General features: G+C 66.8%; 19 protein-coding genes. All 19 read right to left on the bottom strand.

Annotated elements, in window-relative coordinates; genetic code table 11:
• Positions 1-686: 686 nt before the first annotated feature.
• On the bottom strand, positions 687-2429 hold the full coding sequence (locus tag ASF34_RS22450) for an ORC-CDC6 family AAA ATPase (protein ID WP_082494227.1): 1743 nt from the start codon (positions 2427-2429) through the stop codon (positions 687-689).
• Positions 2430-2452: 23 nt separating this feature from the next.
• Entirely contained in the window at positions 2453-3097 is a 645-nt protein-coding gene (locus ASF34_RS22920) for a hypothetical protein (protein ID WP_156465772.1), read from the bottom strand.
• A gap of 293 nt (positions 3098-3390) precedes the next feature.
• Positions 3391-4296 (bottom strand): alpha/beta fold hydrolase BchO, encoded by a 906-nt coding sequence (bchO, locus tag ASF34_RS18475; RefSeq protein WP_056163315.1) that lies wholly within the window; start codon positions 4294-4296, stop codon positions 3391-3393.
• An 11-nt stretch (positions 4297-4307) separates the two neighbouring features.
• Entirely contained in the window at positions 4308-6074 is a 1767-nt protein-coding gene (locus ASF34_RS18470; protein ID WP_056163312.1) for a magnesium chelatase subunit D, read from the bottom strand.
• Positions 6071-7045 (bottom strand): magnesium chelatase ATPase subunit I, encoded by a 975-nt coding sequence (bchI, locus tag ASF34_RS18465; RefSeq protein ID WP_056163700.1) that lies wholly within the window; start codon positions 7043-7045, stop codon positions 6071-6073. Before bchI ends, ASF34_RS18470 begins: the two co-directional genes overlap by 4 nt.
• A 361-nt stretch (positions 7046-7406) precedes the next feature.
• Positions 7407-8624 (bottom strand): 5-aminolevulinate synthase, encoded by a 1218-nt coding sequence (hemA, locus tag ASF34_RS18460; protein ID WP_056163309.1) that lies wholly within the window; start codon positions 8622-8624, stop codon positions 7407-7409.
• A 67-nt stretch (positions 8625-8691) separates the two neighbouring features.
• Positions 8692-9609: a putative photosynthetic complex assembly protein PuhE gene (puhE, locus tag ASF34_RS18455; protein WP_018043266.1), complete on the bottom strand. Its 918-nt coding sequence runs from the start codon at positions 9607-9609 to the stop codon at positions 8692-8694.
• 11 nt (positions 9610-9620) lie between these two features.
• Positions 9621-10658, bottom strand: a complete 1038-nt coding sequence (acsF, locus tag ASF34_RS18450; RefSeq protein WP_085984256.1) for a magnesium-protoporphyrin IX monomethyl ester (oxidative) cyclase — start codon at positions 10656-10658, stop codon at positions 9621-9623.
• 50 nt (positions 10659-10708) lie between these two features.
• On the bottom strand, positions 10709-11008 hold the full coding sequence (locus ASF34_RS18445) for a hypothetical protein (RefSeq protein WP_018043264.1): 300 nt from the start codon (positions 11006-11008) through the stop codon (positions 10709-10711).
• Positions 11005-11478: a photosynthetic complex assembly protein PuhC gene (puhC, locus tag ASF34_RS18440; RefSeq protein WP_056163305.1), complete on the bottom strand. Its 474-nt coding sequence runs from the start codon at positions 11476-11478 to the stop codon at positions 11005-11007. Before puhC ends, ASF34_RS18445 begins: the two co-directional genes overlap by 4 nt.
• An 18-nt stretch (positions 11479-11496) precedes the next feature.
• Positions 11497-12183, bottom strand: coding sequence for a photosynthetic complex putative assembly protein PuhB (gene puhB / locus ASF34_RS18435; RefSeq protein WP_056163302.1), 687 nt, complete (start codon positions 12181-12183; stop codon positions 11497-11499).
• A complete protein-coding gene (gene puhA, locus ASF34_RS18430) occupies positions 12180-12953 on the bottom strand; it encodes a photosynthetic reaction center subunit H (protein ID WP_018043261.1) in 774 nt (257 codons plus the stop codon). Before puhA ends, puhB begins: the two co-directional genes overlap by 4 nt.
• Before the next feature lie 2 nt (positions 12954-12955).
• Entirely contained in the window at positions 12956-14416 is a 1461-nt protein-coding gene (locus ASF34_RS18425) for a BCD family MFS transporter (protein WP_056163299.1), read from the bottom strand.
• Entirely contained in the window at positions 14413-15156 is a 744-nt protein-coding gene (gene bchM / locus ASF34_RS18420) for a magnesium protoporphyrin IX methyltransferase (RefSeq protein ID WP_056163295.1), read from the bottom strand. Before bchM ends, ASF34_RS18425 begins: the two co-directional genes overlap by 4 nt.
• Positions 15157-15168: 12 nt before the next feature.
• Positions 15169-16062, bottom strand: coding sequence for a ferredoxin:protochlorophyllide reductase (ATP-dependent) iron-sulfur ATP-binding protein (bchL, locus tag ASF34_RS18415; protein WP_018043258.1), 894 nt, complete (start codon positions 16060-16062; stop codon positions 15169-15171).
• Positions 16059-19769, bottom strand: a complete 3711-nt coding sequence (locus ASF34_RS18410; protein WP_056163291.1) for a magnesium chelatase subunit H — start codon at positions 19767-19769, stop codon at positions 16059-16061. The genes bchL and ASF34_RS18410 overlap by 4 nt, the downstream gene beginning before the upstream one ends.
• Positions 19744-21390 carry a ferredoxin:protochlorophyllide reductase (ATP-dependent) subunit B gene (bchB, locus tag ASF34_RS18405; RefSeq protein WP_018043256.1) on the bottom strand — a complete coding sequence of 549 codons (1647 nt, stop codon included), beginning with the start codon at positions 21388-21390 and terminating at the stop codon, positions 19744-19746. Before bchB ends, ASF34_RS18410 begins: the two co-directional genes overlap by 26 nt.
• A 4-nt stretch (positions 21391-21394) precedes the next feature.
• Entirely contained in the window at positions 21395-22678 is a 1284-nt protein-coding gene (locus tag ASF34_RS18400) for a ferredoxin:protochlorophyllide reductase (ATP-dependent) subunit N (protein ID WP_056163289.1), read from the bottom strand.
• Positions 22675-23181, bottom strand: a complete 507-nt coding sequence (gene bchF / locus ASF34_RS18395; protein ID WP_018043254.1) for a 2-vinyl bacteriochlorophyllide hydratase — start codon at positions 23179-23181, stop codon at positions 22675-22677. The genes ASF34_RS18400 and bchF overlap by 4 nt, the downstream gene beginning before the upstream one ends.
• Positions 23182-23418: the final 237 nt, after the last annotated feature.

Below are 23418 nucleotides of genomic sequence, written 5' to 3'. Positions count from 1 at the left end.
GCTCAGCCACGGACGGACATCGCTGCCCCGGCGAGGGCCTCACGCAGACCCTGCTCGTCACCGCCGCCCACCTCCTGGCGACGTCGATGCGCTACGGACTCCCCCCTCAGGACCTCACCCTCCACCTCGCCGACATCCCCGCCCGCCCCCGGAGCGGATGCGTTCTGCGTGGGGTGCGGCCTGTTTGAGGGTGCGGCTCGGGGGCCGGAACTCCTCGAACGGGAACGGCGCGGTGATGAAGGTGAAGCCTTCTTGGTAATGCACCCGCGACCCAAGGTGATGGCGACGACAAGACCTCCGAAGCTGCTGCCAATCACCATCGGATGAGGCGGACAACCGGCCGGAGCAAGGGGGGCGCCATTCGGATGTTAAGCTATTTTGATGCCTTCTTTCGAGCAAGCTCGAAGTTTCTCGTAAGAAGCGCAATCTATGCACGCGATCTGGAGGGGGTGGTCAAAATAAACTCGAATTAAAACTTGCTATATATCACAAATTTATTAAATTATAAATATAACCTGCTTTCTTTGTTTGGCGACTGTGTTGGTTTGCTTGCAATTTTAATCACCAACACAGTCGAAAAAGAATTTATCTATATATAGTTAGGGAAGCGTACGATAATGTTTTGCTATTATGTGTAATCATAGTAATAGATGCGCGACGGCTATGCTTGGTCGACGATTGTCTTGTTAACCTGAGATAAATTCATCTGCAGCATTCTTAATGATCCTTGACCGTACGTCCTTGATATATGGAACTACCATTAGTTCGCTCCTTTTTGCCTGCACAACTGCGCCGACAGTTGGAAAGCGGGCTCTAACACGGTCCCTCAAACGTTCACTAAGCGAAAGTGAGTCGACAGATTCTTCTAGAAGGGAACTAACAATCGATTTTTTTACTACAAGGGCGCCACACTCAGAGCAATATTTAGCATCTGCTTTAAGAGATGCCGTGCATTCCATGCATGTTGATGTCGGAGAAAGCAATTCACTCAAATAATTATCAATCTGACTATCGGATGATGAAAACTCGCGATAATCAGTTAAGCTTAAGCGTGATATAGCATCTGAAACACGTGGAGTATCAAAAGCTTTCTCTGTAGCCATTACACTAAGATTAACTAAGTACCTCGGGCCAGTGTGACCGCCGGCGATCTTTACGGTACCCATCTGAGAAGTCATTCCCGAATAGCATAGTATATCTAGGGCAAGTTTCAAATTTGGCGACATATCCCGTTGAAGTGTAAAGAAAGCAGACTGGTACTCACTCTTGGTCTTGCGATGATTTTTTGCGCGAATCTCTGGAATCAAATAACCCCGAAGCAAATCAAGTCCAACGCGGATATGCGCGGCATACGTCGGCAAGCGCTTAGACAAACTCTGATGATATGGTAATAGAGCTTGGTCAACATACTCTTGAACCGCGAGGTTTACAGAACGGTCTGACAATGATCCACTACTCAAGGCACTATTAATAATATGTAGTAGGGCTCGCGGATTGCCGTTCGAAAGATCAATGCAGAGATCAAGTTCTGCCCCTTTAGTGAAGATCTTTTTTCTTACGCCGCTCGTTTTGGGCAGTCTTTTTTCAAGAATAGCCCGAAAATGCTCTCGATTCTCTTTTCTTCCTGCCTCCCCAGGATCGAATCGAAAAACCGATAGTATAATTGCGTCTTGACCAACCTCAAAATTACGCCCATAATGAGTAACGGTGGGATAAACGGCCGCCTTGCAAGCTATTTTTCCTCCATGAAGTAGTTTGAATATTTCAAAAAAGATCGTTTGCTGTTCAGGAATGAACGTATGTGCAGCTTCGTCAAAAAAGAATACTATTTTATTGAGCTTAAATCGCTCGCACGCATCCCTAAATACAGTAGCTAGAAAGCTTGTGTCTTGAGCCTTAGAAAGAAAATCAGATCCTATTTCGGTGATAACTTCTGCTTTATCTTTGCTGAATGCGAGTTTTTGAAGTAAATGGATTTTATCCTCAATGAGTGACTTTGTCTCCTCTACGGAGGCTACTCCAAAAACTCGATAGTATGGATCTTGTGCCCCACCTTTTGCTATAAGCTTAAGTGACAGCAGTTTTTCGTGGAACGCTTCCAATAGTTTTATATTTACCCATATTTGAAATGCATCTCTTTCGTCTGCCTTTACGCCTTCCAGCAACGTGCTCGTTTTAAAGTTTACATAGACTGCGAGTTTACGATCCTTTGAGAACGCCGCATCCAATTCAATTTCGGCCATGCGTAGAAGCATGGATTTTCCGACGCCGCGCGCGCCTTCGAGTAGATTTGCCCCACTTCCTTTTAGCGCATCGATCAGCTTTCGCTCAAAGTCTCCAAGTACAGAAACTTGACTGATTTGCTCGTATAGTAAATCTTCGCACCTTGCGGTCTGAAGTAAGTCTTCACCAGTTAGCGTATTTGACATAAATAGGTCCTATCCGTCTTTATTCAAGAAGCGCGGAATGTTGGAACGCGCGACGACCATGCAGCAGTGATCATTTTTAAGACAGTCTGGATGTCGCCTAATTCTTTAATAGTTTTTGTTTTTTCGGCATCAAAGCGGGCGGGAGAGAGCATCGGCAGGTCTGAATGCTTGCCATGAACGGTATTGCTCAGCTGTCTATAAAGTTTTTGACATTCTTTTATTGACAAAGGGGCGGCTGCACTGGCGCCTTGTTGCGATCGTAGTAGTTCCATGTAAGGTTCTGACGATAAGTGAGCTATCATTTCTGAAAAACTAAAATCCGCATCACATTTGATCCACCCCCAATATGCGTGAGGTAAATCCCAAATGTAGACGCTGGCAATCCCAAGTTCAAAAGCCCTGCGTGTAGACATGCGGCCTGGTACAACCAAGCCAATACATTGCAGGTACATTGCCTGACTTAAATCAGAAAAAGCTTCTCGTAGTAAGCTTGCTCCGCCCTGGCGGTGAAGATCCCCACTATTTATGTCAATTTCCAGAAACTCTGCCAGTCTTGCCAGAAGTCTTAAATCTGTATCGATATTGTCAAGAACTTCAACAACTTCCGTATTCAAAGATCGTAAATTGCGTCCGAACTTCTCATGTAAGGCCTTAAGTAGGCCTGGCATTGTCTGTCTTAAAGCATGCGACATCGTTAGCCAATCGGGTGCTCAGTATGGTATGGTTAGGTCAGAGACGTGCCGAAGGGCTCTCTCGCTGGTCTACCATACTTTTGGCTTGTACGGAGTGACTTGGACACCATCAAGAGGCCCTTCTTGCATCTCGGATGCCAAAAGGGATTCTGGACGCAATTTTTTATTCGATCCCAGCTTTTTTCCATAGATTACAGCTCAAAGTGCTCATCGCGTGCCCAGCGCTGACTCAACGGCCTAGTTGAGAACCAAAAACCAGCAGCCCGTCTTCACGTCGGCACGATCGCCTTCACATCCTGTCCTATCGCCGCAAAAATCACCTCTGCCACCTTCTCCGGCGCTTCCTCATGGGCGAGGTGGCCGAGGCCGCGCAGGAGTTCCACGCGGGCGTGGGGCAGGCGCTTCTTCAAGGCGAAGGCGGTGTCGGGGGAGATGGCCTTGTCTTCGCTGCCGACCACGAGGAGCGTCGGGGTGGCGAGGCGGGGGATGGCGCGGTCGAGGGTGGCGAGGTCCCAGTTCGCCATCATGCCGAGCGCCCCGGCCACGTGGCCGGGTGTGCGGAACAGGCGTCGGTAGAGATCGAGCCCCTGCGGGTCGAGGCGGGAGCCCGTGCCGCGAATCAGGCGCTCCACCGCCGGGCGGTCGGCGGTCCAGGCGAAGAGTTTGGGGGTCACCGGGTTGAGGAAGAGCAGCCGCGCCATGCTCGGGAACAGCACCGAGGCGAGGCCGGGAAACGGGGTGAGCGCGCCGTTGAGCGCCACCAGGAGATCGGGCGCGATCCGCCCGTCGAGGCAGAGCCGGACCAGGAGCGCCGCCCCCGCCGAATGGCCGACGACCAGGCTCGGGCGGAGGGCGAGGCTGTCGAGGAGGTCGCCCACGGCGGCGGCCATCCCCGGCAGGGAGAGTTTCGCGGCGGGGAGCGGGTCGGTGAAGCCGTGGCCCGGCAGGTCCGGGGCGACGATTCGGAAGCGCGTCGCCAAGAGGGGCATCAGCCCGCGCCAGGAATGGGTGGCGGCCCCCGTGCCGTGGAGGAGCAGCACGGTCGGCGCCCCGTCCTCCCCCATCTCCTGGATGTGCCAGTTGAGGCCGGAGGCCGTGACGAAGCGGCTCGCCTCCCGGTGCGGCCAGTCGGCGCCCTCGCGTTCCCAGCGGGGTCGTTCGGCGGGCGCGCGCATGCTGGAACCCTTTATTCCCTCGCCGACCGGATCGCGGCGCTCATTGCCCCCGCATCGGCATGGGGCAGGGGCAGATAGCGCGCGCCCATGGCGGCGGCGAGGCGGCGCGCCGAATCCTGCGGGCGCTGGGCGGTGTCGATGAGGATGGCGCGGACATCCGCCTCGCGGAAAAGGCGGGCGGCTTTCAGCGAATCCTCGCCCGCGCGCTCCCGCCCGGCGATGCCTGAGCGGGCGACGTTGGCCCGTCCATCGGTGAGCATCACCACCACCGGCGTCCCGCCACCGCGCCTGACCCCGAGGGCCACCTGGCCGGCGGCGTCGATGCCGGCGGCGAGCGGCGTCCCGCCGCCTCCGGGCAGGGCCGCGAGCCCGCGCCGCGCCCGCACCAGGGAGCGCGTCGGCGCGAGGACCAGCTCCGCGCCCGCACCCCGGAACGCCACCAGGGCGACCTTGTCCCGCCGCGTATAGGCCTCGGCCAGAAGCAGTTCGACGGCGCCCTTGGCCTCGGCCAGCCGCTCCAGGGCGGAGGAGCCGGAGGCGTCCACGGTGAAGATCGTCGTGGTCTCGGTCCGCTGCCGGAACCGGGTGATTCGGATGTCGTCGGGGCGGATCATGAGACAGGTGCCGCCCCCCTCCGCTCGCCGGCGGAGGCCCTGCCAGGGGGCGGCGGCGCGCAAGGTCGCGATGAGATCGAGTCGGCCCCGTCGCGGATCGCCCGGCCGCGCGCCCATGGGCCGGCCGGAGCGGGCGGAGGCGGCCTTCGCCCCGGCCTTGCCGGCCCTCGGCATCCGCAGGCGCGGGCCGTCCCGCAGCAGCATCGCCAGGAGCCCGGCGGGAATCGCCGCGCGGGCGGCCTCGACGATGCGGTCGTCGGGGGTGGACGCGGTGCCCTCCTCCGGGTCGGGGCGGGGGGCCGCACCGTCCGGGGGCGGCGGCGTCTCCGGCGCGCCCTCGCCCCGCTCCTCCTCCTCCTCGGGGGACGACTCGCGTTCCGGCAGGCGGGTGGCGCGGTGGCCGAGGACGAGGCGGGCGGCCTCCCGCGCATCCGCCTCGGCGATCTCGGCGCGCCCGTCGAGGCGGGCGAGGAGGCGGGCCACCCGGAGGGCGAGGAGCGGCGCGCGCAACGAGGCGATGCCGAGCCGGGCCGCGACCTCGCTCAGCTCGGCGACGGGATCGTGGTCGCCCCGCCCACCGCCATGCGGCGGCTTGTCGGATTCCGGCGAAAGGCCGTCGCATGGCGGTCGAAGCACCCCTCGCATGGCGCTCGGCGGAACGGTCGTGAGGTCGAGATGGAAGGCCAGCCGATCGGCGAGAGCGGCCGGGGCGGCCTCGTCCTCGCCGATCCCCTCGTCGAGGAGGATGAGCCCGAACCTCGCCGGCCGGGTCTCCGCCAGCCCGTCCCGCTCCACCCTCAGCCGCCCGGTATCGAGGGCGGCGGCGAGATGTCCGGCGGTGCCCTGCCCCATCCGCTCCGCCATCGCGGCCACGAGAAGTCCCCCATCGGCCTCGGCCAGCAGCCCGGCCTGGGCCACAGGCCGCCCGGCGGCGAGCGTCGCCGCGAGGTCGAGCCCGCCGACGAGCCGGTCCTCGGCGATGCCCGCCGGCATCCGCCGTAACGGCTTGCCGGGGTTGAGGTTTTCGCGAAGGATCTCGAGCCAGCGGTCGCGCACCGGGCCGGCCCCGGCACGCACCACCACGCCGCCGCAGCCATGCGGGTCGGCGGCCAGGAGCCGGGCGACAAGCAGGGCGTCGGCCCAGATCGCCGGACCCCCGCTCACGCGCCCAGCACCTCCTCCACCGCTCGCGCGACGCGGGCGGTGGAGCCGGATTCGTCGAGCGGGTTGCGGCGCAGGCGGTGGCGCAAGGCCGATGGCGCGACCTGCCGGAGATGGTCGATCCCCACGGTGTCGGCCCCCTCATAGGCGGCCAGCGCCCGGGCGGTGCGCATCAAAGTCAGCTCGCCGCGCAGGCCGTCGGTGCCCAGAGCGAGGCAGAGCCGGGCCGCGGCCTCCAGGGTCGCATCGGGCATGTCGAGCCCGGCAAGGCGCGCCCTGGCGGCGGTGAGGCGCTTCTGCAGCGCCCGGTCGGCCTTGGCATAGCCGGCGCAGAACCCCGCGGGGTCGCGCTCGTAGGCGTCGCGCCGGCGCACCACGTCGATGCGGGTGGGCAGGTCGGTGGGCGTCGTCACCTCCACGGCGAGGCCGAACCGGTCGAGGAGCTGGGGCCGCAGCTCGCCCTCCTCCGGGTTGCCGCTGCCCACCAGAACGAACTTCGCCGGGTGCCGGACGCTCAACCCCTCGCGCTCCACGGTGTTGATCCCGGAGGCCGCCACGTCGAGGAGGAGATCGACGAGGTGGTCGTCGAGGAGGTTGACCTCGTCGATGTAGAGGAAGCCGCGATTGGCCCGGGCCAGCAGGCCGGGCTCGAACGTCTTCTCACCACGGGTGAGCGCCCGTTCGAGGTCGAGGGCGCCCACCACCCGGTCCTCGGTGGCGCCCAGCGGCAGGTCCACCACCGGCACCGGCGCGAGGTGGCTTCGCCTCGCATCGGTGCGGCCGGAACAATGCGGGCATTCGCCGGCGGGTTTGCCGGGGTCGCAGGAATAGGGACAGCCGACCACCGCCTTCATCGGCGGCAGCAGGGCGGCGAGGCCCCGAATCGCGGTGGACTTGCCGGTGCCCCGGTCGCCGAAGACGAGGACGCCGCCCACGGAAGGGTCCACCGCCGCGATCATCAGAGCCCGCCGCATCTCGTCCTGGCCGACGATGGCGGAGAAGGGGAAGGTGATGGGCGGGGCCGTGAAGGACGGTTCGGGGTCGCCTCGGGGCCTCCGGAGGGCCTCGTCGAGGCCCTCCTTGCGCTCCTGCGCCTCGGGACGAGAGCGAGGATGGGAGGCTGATCCGGGAGACACCGTTCGGGTCGTTCCATTCAGGACCATAGGCCGTCTCCCGGTGTCTCGACATGGTGTGGGCCTCTCCCTCTCCCCTCTGCGGGAGAGGGTGGCCCGCGACGCGGGTCGGGAGAGGGGAGCCCCGGTTCCGGAGGGGGCGACCCCTCTCCCGCCTGCTCCGCAGGCACCCTCCCCCGCGGAGGGGGAAGGGTTCTTGCCTTCACTCCGCCGCCGCCTGCTCCACGCCCATCCGCGTCCAGATGGCGGACAGCGCCCCGACGAGATGGTCGATGTCGGCGTCCGAATGCAGCGGCGACGGGGTGATGCGCAGGCGCTCGGTCCCGCGCGGCACGGTGGGGTAGTTGATCGGCTGGACGTAGATGCCGAACTCGTCGAGCAGCGTGTCGCTGATCGCCTTGCACAGGACAGGGTCGCCGACCATGACGGGCACGATGTGGCTGTCGTTGGGGAGGTAGGGGATGCCGGCGGCGTCGAGCCGGGCGCGGACCTGGGCGACCCGCTCCTGGTGCCGGGCGCGCTCGGTGCCGCTGGCCTTCAGGTGCTTGATGCTCGCAGCGGCCCCCGCCGCCACGGCGGGCGGCAGCGAGGTGGTGAAGATGAAGCCGGAGGCGAAGCTGCGGACGAAATCGCAGAGCTTGGCCGAGCCGGTGATGTAGCCCCCATGCACCGCGAAGGCCTTGCCGAGGGTTCCCTCGATGACGTCGAGGCGGTGGGCGAGGCCCTCCCGCTCGGAAATGCCGCCGCCGCGCGGGCCGTAGAGGCCGACCGCGTGGACCTCGTCGAGATAGGTGAGCGCGCCATGCGCTTCGGCGACGTCGCAGATCTCCGCGATGGGAGCGATGTCGCCGTCCATGGAATAGACCGACTCGAAGGCCACGAGCTTGGGCCGCGCCGGGTCGATCATCCGCAGCTTGCGGTCGAGGTCTTCCGGGTCGTTGTGGCGGAAGATGTGGCGCTCGGCGCGGGACGCCTTGATGCCTTCGATCATCGAGGCGTGGTTCTCGGCATCCGACAGCACGACGCAGCCCGGCAGCTTGCCGGCGAGCGTGCCCAGCGCCGCCCAGTTCGAGACGTAGCCGGAGGTGAAGAGCAGGGCCGCCTCCTTGCGGTGGAGGTCGGCGAGCTCCTGCTCCAGAAGCACGTGGTAATGGTTGGTGCCGGAGATGTTGCGGGTGCCGCCCGCCCCGGCGCCGCAGCGGTCGAGCGCCTCGTGCATGGCACCGAGCACGGCCGGGTTCTGGCCCATGCCGAGATAGTCGTTGGAGCACCACACCGTCACCGGGCGCTGCCCGCCCGGGCTGTGATGGGTGGCGTGGGGAAAGCGGCCGTTCCGGCGCTCCAGATCGGTGAAGACGCGGTAACGGCCCTCGCGGTGGAGACCGGACAAGGCATCGCCGAAGAAGTCTTCGTAGTTCATGGCCGTCCCCTTCCCTATGGATCGCGATGTTTCGCGTTGGCTGCTTGAGACTCGTCGTGCTGGAGCGTCAGAGAGCGCTCCCTCCGCCCTCTGCGGGGGAGGGTGGCCCTCGTGTGAGCGAGGGTCGGGAGAGGGGAGCCGCCTCTCCGGAAAAGCCTGTGCCGACCCCCCTCACGCCCGTTCCGCAGGCACCCTCCCCCGCATAGGCGGGAGGGTTCGGGGTGCCCGCAGCCTTCGGCAGGCTCCAGGCCCACAGGGCCGCCGAGGGCAGGGGCAGCATCAGGAAGCCGTGTTCCAGGGTCGCCAGCGCCATCAGCGTGGTGACGATGGTGAAGCCGGCCACCTCGTGGGCGCCGATCCCCTCCCCCATCGCGGCCCACGCGAGCAGGATCGTCACGAGGGCGGCGATGCCGACCGAGAACGGGAAGAGCGCGTTCATGCGCCGGTTCCTGAGGAAGCAGGCGAGGTAGCCGAGGCGTTCGGGCAGGAACTCGGCGTTGAGGTTGCGCACGCCGAGGAACATGTTGAGCCGCGCCGAAAGGTTCATTCCCCAGAGGATCAGGTAGGTCCACAGGGCGAATTTGTTGGGCTCAGCCCAGGTCAGGGCGAGAATGCCGGCCATCCCGGCGACGATGGCCGCCTCGTGCCACAGGCTCGTGGCCGCCGCCGCCCGGAATAGGGCGAACCCGGTCGTCGTGGGAGGGCAGCCGGTTTTGCGCGGCCCCGCGACGTAGCCCATGTAATAGCTCATCTCCTGCCAGCCCCAGACGAGGAGTGAAGCCGTGAACGCCGTGTAGGCGCCCGCCTCGCTGGTGTCCCCGGCGCTGGCGCCGATGGCGTAGAGCGCGGCCACCAGCACCAGGGTGCCGGCCGCCATGCTCCAGGGATGGGTATGGCGGGGGCGGTGATCGAGCAGGATGATGAGACCGGTGGAGAACCACCAGATCAGCACGGCATAGAGCGCGGGAACGGCGTGGGCGGCCATCCTCCCGCTTCCTACCAGACCGGCTCGAGGCGGATTTCGGCGGGCATCGGGTTGTCGATGGTGGGCAGGGCATAGAGCCGGACGAAGTTCACCGCCGAGGCCGCGATCCAGGCGCCCTGTTTCAGCCTACCCACGATCCCGCCCTGCGCCTTGGCGTCGGCGAGCTTGTTGGAACAGACGAGAAGCCGGTCGAGAGCCGCCTTGAACTTCGGATTGTCGAGATCGAGGGTGAGCGGGAAGGTCTGTTTCGAGATGTCGGAGGTGATCCGGAAGACCTTGAAGTCGTAATCGGTCGGATCGACCCCGAGCGCCTTGTGGAAATGCGGCCGGCAGTGATCGCGCACATACATGGTCGCGAAGACGGCGAGCAGGAAGAACTTGATCCAGTAGCGGTTGATCCCCGTGGTCAGCTTGGGGTTGGCGCGCATCAGCAGCGCGAAAGCCTCGCCGTGGCGGAACTCGTCGTTGCACCACTTCTCGAACCACTTGAAGATCGGGTGGAAACGCCGGTCTGGGTTGCGCTCCAGCTCCCTGAAGATCGTGATGTAGCGGGCGTAGCCGATCTTCTCGGAGAGATAGGTGGCGTAGAAGATGAACTTCGGCCGGAAGAAGGTGTACTTCTTCGACTTCGTCAGGAATCCCAAGTCGACGCCGATACCGAAATCCTTGAGCACGTCGTTGATGAAGCCGGCATGGCGCGCCTCGTCCCGGCTCATGAAGCCGAACAGCTCGCGGATGTCTGGGTTCTTGGCGCGCTTCCTCATCTCCGCATAGAGCACGCAGCCCGAGAACTCGGCGGTGATCGAGGAGACGAGGAAATCCATGAATTCCTTGCGCAGGTCCGGGTCGAGGCCGGACATGTCGAGGTCGAACTCCTCGTTGCGGGTGAAGTGGCGCTTGTTCGGGTCGGCGCGTAGTTCCGCGATCAGGATGTCCCATTGCTTGCGCACGGGCTCCACATCGGTGCGGTCGAGTTCCTCGAAATCGGTGGTGTAGAAGCGGGGTGAAAGGAAGGTCGTCTCCTGGGCGGCCTTGGTGCCCTCGTTCATGGGCAGCTTGGGCGTGACGCCCTTCGGGCCTTGGTGCTGGATCGAGACGTTCACAGGCGCCTCCTCTCTGAGAAGCTGACTTCGTAGAGTTCGGTGAGCTCGAAATGGCCGGTGAACTTGGTCCAGAGCCGCTCCAGGATGCCGGCACGGGTGACCGTGGCGGTGCGGCGGACCACGAGGCGCTCGCCGTAGGGCACGGATGTCGGCGCGTCGTGGACCTGGACCTCGTCGCCCGGCTCGATCTCGAACGCGGCGTCCAGGGTCACATGGGCGTGGAGCGTCTCGGGGGTCTGCTCGATCTCGACGGTGCAGGGCACCTCGACAATGCGACGTCCGAACGACGCGATCATCGGACCGCTCCGCTGTCGGTGAGCCTCGTCTCGGGGAGGAGCCTCGTGAAGGCGACGAAGTTCGACGGGCCGAAGGCGCCGAGATTGACGGCGCGGCCCGTCGACGGGTCGGAGAGTTCGAGGCCGCCGTCTGTCAGGCGCGTCAGGCGGAAGGGCTGCTCCCGGCCGAGGCCGGCGCGCAGGCGGGCCTGGCCGAAACCGCGCAGGGTGGCGCGGACGAAATTGTCCTGGCCGGGCTCGACGGTGGTGATGACGTCCTGGGTCCGGGCATCCCGGATGACGATGGCGCCGTCGGCACGGTCCTCCGGGGTCAGATCGACGGAGCGGACGATCCGGGCCGGCGGCATGTGCGAGAGGCCGATCCCCTCGCTGCGGCCGACCCCCACCACGACGGTCACGAACCCCATGAGCCCGAGCGCCCCGATGACCAGCGGTCGCGGAATCCGGGCGGCATCAGCCTTCGCCGTCATCGCGTCTCCTCCCTGATTTCAACTCGCGTTGGCGAGGCGCGGCGGGCGAACGGGCCGTTGCCGCGCGATAACCATAGGAGTCCCAGTTTCCTCGGTTGTGTCAAGTGTGCTTGACAGTGCGCGGGCAAGGATTTCGGCGGCGCGCTTCGCATCCGCCACCGATCGCATCATCGGTTCGGGGTTGGTGACGGCCCAGGGACGGGCGTGAGGCCACAGGTGAAGGTAGGCGACGCGGTTGCCTCTGCGCAGGCGTAAAGGCAGGTCACCACTCCCGTCCGTAAAGACCTTGCACCCCGCACCCTCGATCAGGCTGAAGGGCAGGTTGAGGGTCATCGGCAGGGCGATGCCGAGGCGCATCACCACCCGGCGGTTGGTGATGGTGTAGGTGGTCGAGCGCGCCGAGAGCCAGCCGAGGAGGCCGAGGAGCGCGACCGCGCCGGCACCGACGAGGAGGGTGGGACCGGCGAGAAGCACCGCCTGTCCGAAGGCACCCTCGCTGAGGGGCGGGATCGCCGCCCACAGGGCCAGCCCGACGAACCAGAGGCCGACGAGGCGGGCATGCAGCGCCCGCGCGGCGATGCCGAAGGCGCAGGGATGACCCTGCCAGAGGATATGTTCTCCGGGAGGCAGCGGCGCGGGCAGGCCGGGCGGCGCGTCGAAGGCGTTGGCGGGCACGCCGAGGGGGGATTTCGCGGCGCGGCTCACAGGAACGGCTCCTGGCGTTCGGCCGTGGCGTAGAGGGTGCCGGCGCCGAAGAAGGCCATGATCCGCTCCTCCTCGTAGAGGGTCACCGAATCCGGGTCCTTCTGGCCGGGGATGTCGGCGAACTGGTGGGCCAGCAGGGCCTCGGTCTTCACCGTGCGCGAGAACCGCCCGGTCCGGCAGAAGGTGTTGGGCATCAGCACCCGGCGCCCGCCCGAGCCGAGCTCGACCTCGATGTAGCGGACCATGGATTCGCCGCGGTCGATCCAGAGATCGGTGACGGTGCCGGCCACCTGCCGGTCGGCGCCGAACACGGTCATGCCGATCGGGTTCGGGCCGTCCTCGTGGACCACGAAATGCTCGGCGACCCGAAGCGGAACGATCCGCTTCTCGTCGTCCCAGGTGCGGTCGTGGTGATCGTCGCGATCGGCGTAGGAGCCGGGGCCGATCTGGTCGTGCAGGCCGTCGCCGTCCGGCTCAAGCGGCGAGCCGGGCCAGACCTCGCGCTTGTGGCCCTTGTAGTTCCAGGCCGGCTGCATGTCGGTCTGGGGGGCGGTCTTCACCAGGCCGTTGGAGAGCAGGAACTGCTTCGGGCTCGGGATCAGGATCGGGTCGGGGCGCTTGAGGCGGCCGGCCGCTTCGCTCTCCAGGGGATAGCCTTCGCGGCGGTCCTCCTGGCGCAGGTAGAAGACGAGGCCGGCGAAGAAGATCCAGAACGCGTAGAGCACGACCTGGGCGACATCGACATAGCCCGTGATTTCACCTCTTGGCATGATCAGGCTCCTTGACCGGGAACAGGGGACGGCAGGAGGGCGCGTGCCTCCCTGCCGCGTGTGGCGGTGTCACGACTGCCGGTGTCGCGGACCAGCGGTCCGATGGCGACGAGGGTCGCGAACAGCAGGGCGATCTCGATGTGGTAGACGATGAGGTAGCCGACGGACGGATCGCTCATGGCCTCGCCGAGCGCACCTGATGCCGAGAGGCTGGAGCCCACGTCCCGCAGGATGCCGCTCGCGGCGATGGCGATGCCGGCCGCACTGGCCTGGACCGCGCCCCAGGCGCCGAGCGCCAGGCCGGTATCCTCCGGCCCGGCCTTCGCCATGGAGGCGGTGAGCGTGCCGTGGGCGAACAATCCGCCGCCGAGGCCGATGAGGGTGACGCCGGTGGCGAAGAGCTGGGCCGAGGCGAGGGGGGCCGCGAAGATCACCGCCGAGAAGGCCATGATGCCGACCCCGCTGCCGGCGGCCGCCACCCGGAACGGATCGCCGCCCCGGTTGAGCCAGCGCGCGGCCAGAAGCAGGCCGACCCCACCCCCGGCCGCGAGCATGGCGGTGAGCGCCGTGGTGGCGGCGACCGGCAGGTGCAGGATCTGGCCGCCATAGGGTTCGAGCAGGATGTCCTGCATCGAGAAGGCGGCGGTGCCCAGCCCCGTGGCCACGAGGCGCCGGCGGGCGAGGCCGCTGCCGGCATAGGCGGCCCAGGATTGCGAGAAACTCGGGCGCGGCAGGTCCGTCGCCGTGCGTCCGGGCCGTCGCGCCTCCTGCTTCCACAGGGCGATGCCGTTGAGAACGATGGTCACGACGGCGGCGCCCTGGATCACCTGGATCAACCGCAGGGCCGAGAAGTTCGCCAACAGCAGACCGAAGGCGATGGCGCTGACCATCATACCGGCCAGCAGCATGGCGCAGAGGAGCGCCACCACCCTCGGCCGGGCATGGGCGGGGGCGAGATCGGTGGCGAGCGCCAGCCCGACGGTCTGGGTGGTGTGGAGGCCGGCCCCCACCATGACGAAAGAGAGCGCCGCCGCCACATGGCCGGGCCAGACCGGACCGGTGGTGTCGCCCGACAGGATCAGAAGGGAGAACGGCATGATGGCGAGCCCGCCGAACTGCAGCAGCGTGCCGAACCAGATGTAGGGGACGCGGCGCCAGCCGAGCACCGAGCGGTGCCTGTCCGAGCGGAAGCCGACCAGGGCCCGCAGGGGGGCGAAGACCAGGGGCAGCGACAGCATCACGGCCACGATCCAGGCCGGGACTTCGAGCTCGACGATCATCACCCGGTTCAGCGTACCGATGAGGAGCACGGCGGCCATGCCCACCGTCACCTGGAACAGCGACAGCCGCAGCAGGCGTCCCAGCGGCAGTTCCGGCGTCGCCGCATCGGCGAAGGGCAGGAACGGCATCAGGCCGGGGCCGAGGCGCGTGAGCAGGCGGGCGGTGAGATCGGCGGGTTTCATGACAGGCGCCCTCCCCCTTGCGGGAAGGGATGGGGAGGGTCGAGGCGCTTTAGCTCGACGGCGTTCGAGAGGTAGAACCCGCTGTTGACCCGCTGCGTCCGCCCCACGGCGAACCCGGCGAGCGCGGCCTCCCCGCCGATCCTGCGGCGCAGGCCGCCTTCGGTGATCGGCACGATGGCGGGCGCCCGATCGCCGCGCGGGAAGAGCCGGCCCGCGGCGTGCATCAGCGTGAGGAGCGCCGTGCGCGGGGCCACGGTGAAGACCAGGGACCCGTCGGTGCGCAGGCCGAGTTCGGCGAGGGCGCGGACGATGTCGCCAGCGCTGTAATGGATGAGCGAGTCCATCGCCACCACGTGGTCGAAGTGCCCGAGCCGGGGGTCGAGCATGTCGCCGACGCGGAAGTCGATGCGGTGGCCGCCGAGAAGCTCGGCGCTGCGCTTGCGGGCCAGATCCACCAGCGTCGGCGAGACGTCGATGGCGACCACCTCCGCTCCCCGCCGGGCGGCCTCGACGCTGAGGGCTCCCGTCCCGCAGCCGGCATCGAGGATGCGCCGGCCGGTGAGATCGTCGGGCAGCCAGGAGAGCAGGTTCGCCCGCATGGCGTCCCGCCCGGCCCGCACCGTGGCGCGGATCTTCGAGACCGGGGCGTCGGTGGTGAGGCGCGCCCAGGCCTCCACCGCCGTGCGGTCGAAATAGGTTGTCAGTTGCGACCGGCGCGCCGCGTAGCTGGTGCTCGTCATGGCGCTTAACCCTCAATCGAACCCGAGGAACTCGAACAGGTCGCGGTCCTTCATCGGCATCGCCGAGAGCGGCTTGCCGCCGGCCCAGAGATGGGCGGCCAGCCGCATGTACTCGTCCGTCACCGCGATGAGTTCCGGCGTCGGCTCCATCTCGAACAGGGTCGATTTCTTGAGGCGCGAGCGCCGGACCACGTCGAGATCGGGGAAATGCGCGATACGCTCCAGGCCGACGGCGGCGTTGAAGCGGTCGATCTCGTCGGTCTTGGCCGAGCGGTTGGCGATGACGCCGCCCAGCCGCACCGGATAGTTCTTCGACTTCGAATGGATCGCGGCCACGATCCGGTTCATGGCGAAGATCGAATCGAAGTCGTTGGCGGTGACGATCAGTGCCTGGTCGGCATGCTGGAGCGGCGAGGCGAAGCCGCCGCAGACCACGTCTCCCAGCACGTCGAAGATGACCACGTCGGTGTCTTCGAGAAGGTGATGCTCTTTGAGGAGCTTCACCGTCTGGCCGACCACGTAGCCGCCGCAGCCGGTGCCCGCGGGGGGGCCGCCGGCCTCGACGCACATGACGCCGTTATAGCCCTCGGCCACGAAATCCTCGATCCGCAATTCCTCGGAATGGAACTGCACCGCCTCCAGGGCATCGATCACCGTGGGTGCGAGGCGCTTGGTCAGCGTGAAGGTCGAATCGTGTTTCGGGTCGCAGCCAATCTGCAGCACGCGTTTCCCAAGCTTCGAGAACGCCACCGACAGGTTCGACGAGGTGGTGGACTTCCCGATTCCGCCCTTGCCGTAGACGGCAAAGACTTTGGCGGTGCCGATCTTCAGCGCCGGATCGAGCTCGACCTGGAGGCTGCCTTCCTCGCGGCGCGAGGCCACGGGATTACGGATGGCGATGTTCATGCGGCGACCCCTGCGGTGATGCCTTCGAGACGGTCTTCGAGCTCCTCCTCGGCACGGTCGAGCGCGTCGCGCGTGGCCGCGTCGGGAGTCCAGAAGCCGCGCTGGTGCGCCTCGATCAGCCGATGCGCGACCTTGGCGGACGCGGTCGGGTTGAGGGCGGCGAGGCGCTCGCGCATCGCCGGATCGAGGAGGTAGGTTTCGGTGATGCGCTGGTAGATCCAGGGCGCGACGGCGTTGGAGGTGGCCGACCAGCCCATGGTGTTGGTGAGATGCGCCTCGATCTGGCGCACGCCCTCGTAGCCGTGGCCGAGCATGCCCTCGGTCCATTTCGGGTTGAGCATGCGCGTCCGGGTCTCCAGGGAGACCTGCTCGGAGAGGGAGCGCACGACGCCCTCCCCCCGTGTCTGGTCGCTGATGAAGATCGGCACGGCCTCGCCCTTGGCGCGGGCCACCGCCCGGCCCATCCCGCCCAGACCGTCGAAGTAATGGTCGACGGAGGTCACCCCGACCTCCACCGAATCGAGGTTCTGGTAAGCGAGATCGACCTTGGCGAGCACGCTGCCCATGAGGGCCCGCTGGGCGGTGGGCCGGCCGTTGCGGCCATAGGCGAAGGATTTACGCCGCGAAAAGGTCTCGCTGATCTCGTCCTCGTCCTCCCAGCGGCCGGATTCGACGAGGTTGTTGACGTTGGCGCCGTAGGTGCCCTCGGCGTTGGAGAACACCCGCAGGGCGGCGGTCTCCATGTCGATGCCGTGCTCGTCCATGTGGGCGAGGGCATGCTTGCGCACGAAGTTCCGCTCCAACGGCTCGTCGGCGGTGGCCGCGAGATAGGAGGCTTCCGCCAGCAGCTTGGTCTGGAGAGGGAGCAGATCGCGAAAGATGCCCGACAGGGTCACCACCACGTCGACGCGTGGGCGGCCGAGCTCTTCGAGGGGGATCAGCGTCGCGCCGCAGAGGCGGCCGTAGCCGTCGAAGCGCGGGCTCGCGCCGATCAGGGCCAGGGCCTGGGCGATGGGGCCGCCCTCGCTCTTCAGGTTGTCGGTGCCCCAGAGGACCAGAGCGATGCTCTCGGGCAGGGGCGCGCCCTCGTCGCGGTAGCGGGCGAGGATGCGGGCGACCTGCCGCGTGCCGTCGGCCACCGCGAAGGCGGAGGGCAGGCGGTAGGGGTCGAAGCCGTGGATGTTGCGTCCCGTGGGCAGTACGGACGGGTTGCGCAGGAGGTCGCCGCCGGCGACCGGGGCGATGAAGCGGCCGTCGAGCGCCCGCAGCAGGGCGGGAAGCTCGTGGTCGTGCGCCAGCAGGGCGTCGGTGTCGCGCAGGGCGGCGAAGGCGGCGCGGTGCTCCTCGTCGAGGGGCAGGCCCGCTTCGGCCAGCGCCCGGTCGAGGGGGGCTCCCGCCACCAGGGCTTCGATGCCGGCGCGGTCGGGCTTCAGGCCGCCCGACGCGTCGGCCAGGGCGAGCAGCAAGTCGATCCGCTCCTCGGGGGGCGTGCCTTCCCCGACCACGTGCATCCCGTGCGGGATCAGGGTGTGTTCGAGTTCACTGAGTGCGAGGCCCAGCGCCAGGACCCTGCCGGACATGTCCCCGAACCAGGCCGGCTCGGCCGATGTCAGGTCGAGGGCGGAACCCTGCGCCTGGATCATCTGGCCGAGGTCGCGGCGCTCGGCTTCCGCCTCGGGCTCCAGGCCGCGCCAGCGCTCGATGGAAGCCTTGAGGTCGATGAGGCCCCGGTAGAGCCCGGCCTGGGTGAGACTCGGGGTGAGGTAGCTCACCATGGTGGCGGCCGAGCGGCGCTTGGCGATCATGCCCTCGGAGGGGTTGTTGGCGGCGTAGAGGTAGACGTTGGGCAGCGGCCCGATCAGGCGCTCGGGCCAGCAGGAATCCGACAGGCCGGTCTGCTTGCCGGGCATGAATTCGAGCGCCCCGTGGGTGCCGAAATGCAGAACGGCGTCGGCGCGGAAATCCTCGCGCAGGTACCGGTAGAAGGCGGAGAAGGCGTGGGTCGGGGCAAAGCCGCGCTCGAACAGCAGCCGCATCGGGTCGCCCTCGTAGCCGAAGCCCGGCTGCACGCCGACGAAGACGTTGCCGAACTGCGCGCCCAGCACGAAGATCTGCGAGCCGTTGCTGTTCTGGCGCCCCGGCGCCGGACCCCATTGCGTCTCGATCTCGGAGAGATACCGCTCGCGCCGGACATGGTCGTCGGCCGGGATGCGGTGATGGACGTTGGCGCTGGTGCCGAAGCGGGCGGCGTTGCCGGCCAGCACCGCGTTGCGCAGGTCGTCAACGCTGCCCGGTACGGCGACGTCGTAGCCGTCGGCCTTCAGGCCCTTCAGGGTGTTGTGGAGGGACTGGTAGACCGAGAGGAAGGCGGCGGTGCCGATGCTGCCGGCATTGGGCGGGAAGCCGAACAGGACGATGGCCACCTTGCGAGCGGCCCTGTCCTTGCGGCGCAGGGAGACGAGGCGCTCGACACGGGCGGCGAGCATGTCGGCCCGCTCGGAATGGACGCTCATGTCTCGGGCATTGGCTCCGGGCGAGCGGCTGGAACGGCCGCCGAACACCATCGGCGCGGTGGCCCCGTCGAGTTCGGGGATCGCCACCATCATGGTGGCTTCCACGGGGGAGAGGCCGCGGTCGGAGGCCTCCCACTGCTCCACGGTCTGGAATTCGAGGGCGTGCGCGGCGAGGTAGGGGACGTCGAGGTCGCGCAGGGTGGTCTCGGCGGCGGCCGCGTCGTTGTAGGCGGGGCCGCCCACCAGGGAGAACCCAGTGAGCGAGACGAGGGCGTCGATGGCGGGCCGGCCGTTGCTCCGGAAGAACGCCTCCACCGCCGGACGGTTGTCGAGGCCGCTGGCGAAGGCCGGCACGACACTGAGCCCGCGCGCCTCGATGGCGGCGATGACGCCGTCGTAATGGGCGGTGTTCCCGGCGAGCACGTACGAGCGCATCACCAGCAGGCCGACGCGGCCCTTCACCCCTGCGGACGGAACCGGCAGCCGCGAGGGATCCTCGCCGATCCGGCCCTTCATGCGCGGGTGGTAGAGACCGGTCTCGGGGTAGCTCAGGGGCGCCGGCGCGGCGGCGATCCGGCGCCAGCTCTCGCGCGGCCCGGCGGCGTAGCGGCCGACGAGGAAGCGTACGAGGTTGGCGATGTTCTCGTCCGAGCCCGAGAGCCAGTATTGCAGGGTGAGGAAATAGGCCCTGACATCCTGGGCCGAGCCGGGGATGAAGCGCAGGATCTTGGGCAGCCGGCGGATCATCGCCATCTGGCGGGCGCCGTTGCCCTGGGCACCGGTCTTGCCGCGCAGCTTCTTCAGGAATTCGAGGGCGCCGCTTTTGGTGCCGTCCATGTCGAAGCGGTTGAGGCGGGTGGTCTTGACGATCTCGCTGGCCGAGAGGCAGCCGATCATCGCGTCGCAATGCGGGCGGCGGGCGAGCAGTGCCGGATGGATGGCGCGGACGTGCTCGTCCATGAACAGCATGGTGGAGACCACGATGTCGGCGCGGGCGATGTCGGCCTTGCAGGCGGCCAAAGCCGCCGGGTCGGTGTCCCATTCCGCCGCCGCGTGGAAGCAGAGCGTGAGCCCCGGCATCTCGTCGCGCAGCCGGTGACGGGCGCGCTCCAGGGCGCTGGCCATGTGGTTGTCCATCGTCACGACGACGAGGCTGAGGGCGGGACGCTCAGCGTCCGAAATGCGCTTTGGCATCGTACAGCGTCTCGACGGTGATGAGGGGGAGCGCCCGCTCCCGGGCGAAGCGTTCGGTGTTGGCGCGGGCTTTGCCCCGCACGAAGAACGGGATTTTTTTCAGTTCTTTCTCGGCATCGGGAGCCCACGTGCTGTGTGCGGAACCGGAGCACCCTCCCCCCTCTGCGGGGGAGGGTGCCTGCGGAGCAGGCGGGAGAGGGGGCGACCTCTCCGGAACTGGCACTCCCCTCTCCCGACCCTCGCTGACGCGAGGGCCACCCTCCCCCGCAGAGGGGGGAGGTAGCGGCTGGTGACCGGGGCCGAGATGGGAGGGCGCGGCGTCGGCGTGGAACTCGGAATCCTCGCGGAACATGCCGAGCAGATGCTCTTCGAGCCCCATCATCAGGGGATGGACCCAGGTGTCGAACAGGACGTTGGCGCCCTCGAACCCCATCTGCGGCGAGTGCCGGGCGGGGAAATCCTGGACGTGGATCGGGGCCGAGATCACCGCGCAGGGCAGGCCCAGACGCTTGGCGATGTGGCGCTCCATCTGCGTGCCCAGCACCAGTTCGGCGGCGCTGGCCTGGATCGCCGCCTCCACCTCGAGGTAATCGTCGGTGATCGTCGCCTCGATGCCGTGGAGCGCCGCCTCGGCCCGGATCTCGCGGGCGAATTCGCGGGCATAGCTGCCGAGACCCACCACCTTGAAGCCGAGTTCGGTGGCGGCGATCCGGGCCGCGGCGAGGGCATGGGTGGCATCGCCGAAAACGAAGACGCGTTTCCCCGTGAGATAGGTCGAATCGACCGAGCGCGAATACCAGGGTAGCCGCGAGGGCGCGCCGGACAGGACCGGGGCCGGATCGACACCGGCGACCGCCGCCACCTCCTCCACGAAGCGGATCGTGGCGGCGACACCGATGGGAACGGTCTCGACCATCGGCTGGCCGAAGGTCTTTTGGAGGTGCTGCCCGGCGGCGCGCGCGATCTCGGGATAGAGCACCACGTTGAAATCGGCCTCGCCGAGGCGGCCGAGATCGGCGGGGCTCGCGCCGAGCGGCGCCACCACGTTCACGTCGACGCCGAGGGCGTCGAGAAGCGTCCGGATCTCCACGAGGTCGTCGCGGTGGCGGAAGCCCAGGGCCGTGGGGCCGAGGATGTTGCAGGACGGGCGCCGTCCGGCCTTCCCGACCGTCTCCGCCTTCGGGCCGCACAGGGTCCGCACCAGCCGGTAGAAGGTCTCCGAGGCGCCCCAGTTCTCCTTCTTCTGGTAGGCGGGCAGGTCCAGCGGGATCACCGGGATCGGCAGGGCCAGGGCCTTGGCGAGACCGCCGGGATCGTCCTGGATCAGCTCCGCCGTGCAGGAGGCGCCGACGATCATCGCCTCGGGGCGGAAGCGCTCGTAGGCGGCCGCGACCGCGTCCTTGAAGATCGCGGCGGTGTCCGAGCCGAGGTCGCGCGCCTGGAAGGTGGTGTAAGTCACCGGCGGGCGGGCATCGCGCCGCTCGATCATGGTGAACAGCAAATCGGCATAGGTGTCGCCCTGGGGGGCGTGCAGCACGTAGTGCAGGCCGCGCATCGCGGTGGCGACGCGCATGGCGCCGATATGGGGCGGTCCCTCGTAGGTCCAGACGGTGAGCTGCATCGGGCTACACCTCCAGCCGGGTACGGCGGACGAGGGGGCGCGCGAACAGCTCGGCGAGGTCGCCGGCCTGGTCGTAGCCCTGGATCGGAGTGAACAGCAGCTCGATCGACCATTTGGTCGCGAGCCCTTCCGCCTCCAGCGGATTGGCGAGGCCGAGCCCGCAGACGGTGAGGTCGGGCCGGGCCTGCCGGCAGCGGTCCATCTGGTCGTCGAGGCTCTGCCCTTCCACGATCCGGGTGCCGCGCGGTAGCAGGGCCATCTCGCGGTCGAGATGCCCGCGATGGAGGTAGGGGGTGCCGACTTCCACCAGTTCGGCGCCCATCTCCCGCGAGAGGAAGCGCGCCAGGGGGATTTCCAGCTGCGAATCGGGAAAGAAGAAGATCCGGCGCTGCGCCAGCATCGCCCGGTAGGGGGCGAGCGCCTGCTCGGCCCGGCGCAGCCCCGGCGCGGTGGCGGCCTCGAACCGTCCGGCCGACACGCCGAAGGCTTCCGCCGCCGCTTTGAGCCAGCCCGTGGTGCCTTCGGCTCCCAGTGGGAACGGAGCGGCGAGCCGTGTGGCGCCCCGCTCTTCCAGCGCCCGCGCCGTGTCGGCGAGGAAGGGCTGGGCCAGGAGGTAGCGGGTGTTTTCCCCGACAGGGGGCATTGCGCCGGCCCGGCGCGCGGGCAGGAACCGCACGGGGCCGATTCCCATCTCCGAGAAGATCCGGGCGAACTGGTCCTCGACCACGTCGGCGAGCGCGCCGACCACGAGGAGCGAGGTCTCGGCCTGCGCCGCCTCGGCCGGCATCTCGGGCACGAGGGAGGCGAGGCAGGCATCCTCCCCTTGCGTGAAGGTGGTCTCGATGCCGCTCCCGGAATAGCTCAGCACCCGCACGTCGGGCGCGAGGCTGCGCGACAGCCTCTGGGCGGCGCGCGACAGGTCGAGCTTGATCACTTCCGAGGGGCACGACCCCACCAGGAACAGGAGCTTGATCTCGGGCCGGCGCGCCACGAGGCGGCCCACCACCGCGTCGAGTTCGTCGTTCATGTCGGCGAGGCCGGCGAGATCGCGCTCGTCCATGATGGCGGTGGCGAAACGCGGCTCGGCGAAGATCATCACCCCGGCGGCCGACTGGATGAGATGCGCGCAGGTGCGCGACCCCACCACGAGGAAGAAGGCGTCCTGGATCTTGCGGTGAAGCCAGACGATGCCGGTAAGCCCGCAGAACACCGCCCGCTGGCCGCGTTCCTGCCGGATCTCCAGGCCGTGCTCGTTCTCGAACGCCGTGACGGGAGCGTGGGCATTCATCGCGCGCCCTCCGTGAAGAGGACGGCGTGGGGCGACGCCTGCAGGCGGGCGGCCCGCAGCTTCAGCAGGAATTGCGCGGCGTTGACGGCGTAGGAGGCGTAGGCGGCCAGCGCCAGGAGCATCAGCCCCGTCGTGTCGAGGGCGCCCGTGGCCAGCGCCACGAGATAGGCGGTGTGGAGGGCCAGCACGAGCATGCTGACCATGTCCTCCCAGTAGAAGGCGGGGGCGAACAGGTAGCGCCCGAAGACGTCCTTCTCCCAGATCGAGCCGGTGACCATGATCGCGTAGAGGACGAGGGTCTTGACCACGATGGAGGCGTTGGCGGCCGACGCGCCCTCCCCCGTCGCCAACGTGCGCAGGACCAGGCCGAGGCTGACGAGGAAGACCAGGAACTGGAGCGGCGCGAGGATGCCCTGAACCAGAGTCCAGGCGGAGGCGTCTCGCCGGGCGCGCTCGGCCGGCGAATAGAGAGGTCGTCTCGGCTGGCCTCCTCTTGCAGGCATCGGCTCCACCCCGTCTTGAACCCGGCCCCGCATGGTCGGAGGCCCGTTGAGAGGAGGTTAGGAACCCGCCGGAAGAGTGTCAAGCTAGCTTTACGTCGTTTTCATTTTACAGATTTGATGCATAATAATGTGAGAGGCGGGATTGCCAAATCGTTGGTAACCGGTATCGTCATCGTCAAGGCCCGCTTGTAACCATTTTCATGTTGCTCGCAGCGTCAAAGGCATTCGCAAGTCGAT

Origin of the sequence: Methylobacterium sp. Leaf106, from assembly GCF_001422895.1 — a bacterium.
GTDB classification, from domain to species: Bacteria; Pseudomonadota; Alphaproteobacteria; order Rhizobiales; family Beijerinckiaceae; genus Methylobacterium; species Methylobacterium bullatum.
The sequence above is the reverse complement of the archived record's forward strand: the minus strand, read 5'-3'. Positions and strand labels throughout refer to the sequence as shown.

Bases quoted from the DNA above. Each gene is read 5' to 3' on its own strand.
- ASF34_RS22450 (WP_082494227.1), bottom strand. From the start codon at position 2,429: ATGTCAAATACGCTAACTGGTGAAGACTTACTTCAGACCGCAAGGTGC.
- ASF34_RS22920 (WP_156465772.1), bottom strand. From the start codon at position 3,097: ATGCCAGGCCTACTTAAGGCCTTACATGAGAAGTTCGGACGCAATTTA.
- bchO (WP_056163315.1), bottom strand. From the start codon at position 4,296: ATGCGCGCGCCCGCCGAACGACCCCGCTGGGAACGCGAGGGCGCCGAC.
- bchI (WP_056163700.1), bottom strand. From the start codon at position 7,045: ATGCGGCGGGCTCTGATGATCGCGGCGGTGGACCCTTCCGTGGGCGGC.
- hemA (WP_056163309.1), bottom strand. From the start codon at position 8,624: ATGAACTACGAAGACTTCTTCGGCGATGCCTTGTCCGGTCTCCACCGC.
- puhE (WP_018043266.1), bottom strand. From the start codon at position 9,609: ATGGCCGCCCACGCCGTTCCCGCGCTCTATGCCGTGCTGATCTGGTGG.
- acsF (WP_085984256.1), bottom strand. From the start codon at position 10,658: ATGAACGAGGGCACCAAGGCCGCCCAGGAGACGACCTTCCTTTCACCC.
- ASF34_RS18445 (WP_018043264.1), bottom strand. From the start codon at position 11,008: ATGATCGCGTCGTTCGGACGTCGCATTGTCGAGGTGCCCTGCACCGTC.
- puhC (WP_056163305.1), bottom strand. From the start codon at position 11,478: ATGACGGCGAAGGCTGATGCCGCCCGGATTCCGCGACCGCTGGTCATC.
- puhA (WP_018043261.1), bottom strand. From the start codon at position 12,953: ATGCCAAGAGGTGAAATCACGGGCTATGTCGATGTCGCCCAGGTCGTG.
- ASF34_RS18425 (WP_056163299.1), bottom strand. From the start codon at position 14,416: ATGAAACCCGCCGATCTCACCGCCCGCCTGCTCACGCGCCTCGGCCCC.
- bchM (WP_056163295.1), bottom strand. From the start codon at position 15,156: ATGACGAGCACCAGCTACGCGGCGCGCCGGTCGCAACTGACAACCTAT.
- bchL (WP_018043258.1), bottom strand. From the start codon at position 16,062: ATGAACATCGCCATCCGTAATCCCGTGGCCTCGCGCCGCGAGGAAGGC.
- ASF34_RS18410 (WP_056163291.1), bottom strand. From the start codon at position 19,769: ATGCCAAAGCGCATTTCGGACGCTGAGCGTCCCGCCCTCAGCCTCGTC.
- bchB (WP_018043256.1), bottom strand. From the start codon at position 21,390: ATGCAGCTCACCGTCTGGACCTACGAGGGACCGCCCCATATCGGCGCC.
- ASF34_RS18400 (WP_056163289.1), bottom strand. From the start codon at position 22,678: ATGAATGCCCACGCTCCCGTCACGGCGTTCGAGAACGAGCACGGCCTG.
- bchF (WP_018043254.1), bottom strand. From the start codon at position 23,181: ATGCCTGCAAGAGGAGGCCAGCCGAGACGACCTCTCTATTCGCCGGCC.